3 protein-coding genes and 1 pseudogene are annotated in these 2,666 nt (G+C 68.9%); 1 reads left to right on the top strand and 3 read right to left on the bottom strand.

Annotated elements, in window-relative coordinates:
* Together RMO85_RS13150 and lpdA are read right to left on the bottom strand one after the other, a co-directional pair.
* The coding region (locus tag RMO85_RS13150; RefSeq protein ID WP_310529176.1) for a biotin/lipoyl-containing protein at window positions 1-243 on the bottom strand (243 nt) is incomplete at its 3' end.
* Window positions 244-269: 26 nt separating this feature from the next.
* Window positions 270-1,646 carry a dihydrolipoyl dehydrogenase gene (lpdA, locus tag RMO85_RS13145; RefSeq protein WP_310529174.1) on the bottom strand — a complete coding sequence of 459 codons (1,377 nt, stop codon included), beginning with the start codon at window positions 1,644-1,646 and terminating at the stop codon, window positions 270-272.
* 145 nt (window positions 1,647-1,791) lie between these two features.
* Between lpdA and RMO85_RS13140 the strand changes: the two genes are divergently transcribed.
* Window positions 1,792-2,151 carry a hypothetical protein gene (locus RMO85_RS13140; protein ID WP_310529173.1) on the top strand — a complete coding sequence of 120 codons (360 nt, stop codon included), beginning with the start codon at window positions 1,792-1,794 and terminating at the stop codon, window positions 2,149-2,151.
* A 143-nt stretch (window positions 2,152-2,294) separates the two neighbouring features.
* Here RMO85_RS13140 and RMO85_RS13135 read toward each other — a convergent pair.
* Window positions 2,295-2,666 (bottom strand): annotated as a pseudogene (locus RMO85_RS13135) (leucyl aminopeptidase); the annotation flags it as partial.

Genomic DNA, 2,666 nt, shown 5'->3' with positions numbered 1-2,666 from the left:
GCCTGTCTCAGCACCGATCACGGCGAGCTCGCCGCCGACCAGCACGACCGCATCCTCGCCGGCAGTGATGCTGAGCAGGACCCCGCTGACAGGTGCGGGGATCTCGGTGTCGACCTTGTCGGTCGAGACCTCGAGCAGCGGCTCGTCCACCGCCACGGCGTCGCCGACCTGCTTGAGCCAGCGGGTGACGGTTCCTTCGGTGACGGATTCGCCGAGGGCGGGGAGGGTGACTTCGGAGGCCATGGGGGTTCCTTCTGTGTCGATGGCGATCAGGAGTGGGCGTGCAGGGCCTTGCCGGCGAGCGCGAGGTGCGCCTCACCGAGGGCTTCGTTCTGGGTGGGGTGCGCGTGGATCAGCGGTGCGACGTCGTCGGCGTGCGCTTCCCAGCCGTAGATCAGTTGGGCCTCGCCGATCAGCTCGCCCACCCGGTCGCCCACCATGTGAACGCCCACCACGGGCCCGTCCTTGAGACCGACCAGCTTGATGAAGCCTGCGGTCTGCAGGATCTGGCTCTTGCCGTTGCCGCCGAGGTCATAGGTGATGGTGATGACGTCGTCGCCGTACACCTCCCGAGCCGTCGCCTCGTCCAGGCCGACCGACGCGATCTCGGGGTGTGAGTAGGTGACGCGCGGGATCCCGGCCTCGTCGATCGGTGCGGGGGCGAGTCCGGCGATCTCCTCGGCCACGAAGATGCCCTGCTGGAATCCGCGATGGGCCAGCTGCAGGCCGGGCACGATGTCGCCGACCGCGAACACGCCCTCGACGTTGGTGCGGCAGCGTTCGTCGGCCAGCACGAAGCCGCGCTCCATCGCCACGCCCTGCTCCTCGTAGCCGAGACCCTGGGTCGACGGGCCTCGACCGACCGCGACGAGCAGCAGCTCGGCCTCGATCACGTCGCCACCCTCGACGGTCACCGCGACACCGTCATCGGTGGTCTTCACGCTCTGGAACGGCGTGCCGGTGCGGAAGTCGATCTTGCGTTTGCGGAACGCCCGTTCGAGCGCCTTCGACGACGCCTCGTCCTCGACCGCCACGAGGCGGGGGAGAGCCTCGATGATGGTGACCTTCGCGCCGAAGCTCGCCCACACGCTGGCGAACTCGCAGCCGATGACGCCACCGCCCAGCACGATCACCGACGCCGGCACCCGCTCGAGCCTGAGCGCGTGCTCGGAGGAGATGACGCGCTCGCCGTCGACCTCGAGGCCGGGCAGGGACCTGGAATAGGAGCCCGACGCCAGGACGAGGCTCTTCCCGGTGTACGTCGCGGCGCCGACAGTCACGGTGCGCGGGCCGGTCACGCGTCCCTCGCCCTCGATGACGGTGATGCCGCGCGACTTGATCAGACCGGTCAGCCCCTTGAACAGCCGCGAGACGACGCCGTCCTTGTAGGCGTTGACGCCGGCCATGTCGATGCCCTCGAGCGTGGCGGTGACCCCGAACTTCGACGCGTCGCGCGCGGAGTCGGCCACCTCCGCCGCATGCAGGAGGGCCTTGGTGGGGATGCAACCGACGTGGAGGCAGGTGCCGCCGAGGTTGCCCTTCTCCACCAGGCCCACGGACAGTCCCAGCTGCGCCGCACGGAGTGCGCAGGCGTAACCGCCGGACCCCGCCCCGAGGATGAGTACGTCGAAGTCGCCGTCGGTCACGCGCTGCCTTTCGAGTCGTTCGGTGCCTCATCGGAGGGTCAGATGAGGACGCCCGCCCATCCTTGCACTCTTTGTGAGGCTGTCCACACCGGGTGCGTACCGGCCGGTTACCTGATTCCTTCGCAGTGACAGGCACAATGTGGCCATGGGACTGCTAGACCGATTTCGTCGATCCGGGCGCGTGCGCCGACCCTCGGCCGATGGCCTTCGTACCGGCTCGACCTCGGTCCGGGCGGCCGACGGTCACGACGTCGCGCACCTGACCGACTTCGTGACCAGCCGCCGCGGTGTCGAGGGATTCGTCGAGCCCCGCACCGCCGTCAGTGATGTGACGCTGCTGCTCGTGGCGCACGACGGTGAGTGGACCAGACGCCGTGTCCCCAGCGTCCAGTGGGCTCACAACTTCGCCAACAAGCACCAGGTGCCGTCGTACGACGCAGCCGTCGTCGGCATCCCGCAGCGGATGCGCGACTACAACCGCCGCAAGAAGGCCGGCGGCGCTTGACCGGAGGCCCGGGTTGCGCCGCCCCTTCGTGAGTTTCCCCGGATATCCGGGGAAACTCACGCTTGACCCCCATTGCTTTGGTGTCAAAGCGTGAACATCCCCGGATATCCGGGGATTCTGAGCGACCGCGCAGCTCGCTGCGATCAGCCAGCGGCGAGCGACTTGGCGTACTCCACGATCGTCGTGACCCCGAAGCCTGTGCCGCCGGAGGGCACGTGACCGTAGGGGGCGCCGGAGTTCATCTCCTTGCCGGCGATGTCCAGGTGCGCCCACGGCAGGCCGGCGGTGAACTCCCGGAGGAACGCGGCGGCCATCAGTCCGCCGCCCCACCGCACCCAGTCGTGCTGGAGCAGGTCGGCCACCTTGGAGGCCTTGATCCGCTCCGACATCTCCTCGGGGATCGGCATCTGCCAGTGCTGCTCTCCGGCGCGGGCGCCGGCGGCCATCACGGCGTCGACGATGTCCTGCGAACCCAGCACGGCACCGACCTTGTCGCCGAGCGCGGTCTGGAGGTG

The sequence above is a fragment of the Nocardioides sp. genome (assembly GCF_031422975.1).
Taxonomy (GTDB): Bacteria; Actinomycetota; Actinomycetes; order Propionibacteriales; family Nocardioidaceae; genus Nocardioides.
Note: the sequence above shows the minus strand (reverse complement) of the source record. Positions and strands in the feature narration are given on the sequence as shown.

Bases quoted from the DNA above. Each gene is read 5' to 3' on its own strand.
- RMO85_RS13140 (WP_310529173.1), top strand. From the start codon at position 1,792: ATGGGACTGCTAGACCGATTTCGTCGATCCGGGCGCGTGCGCCGACCC.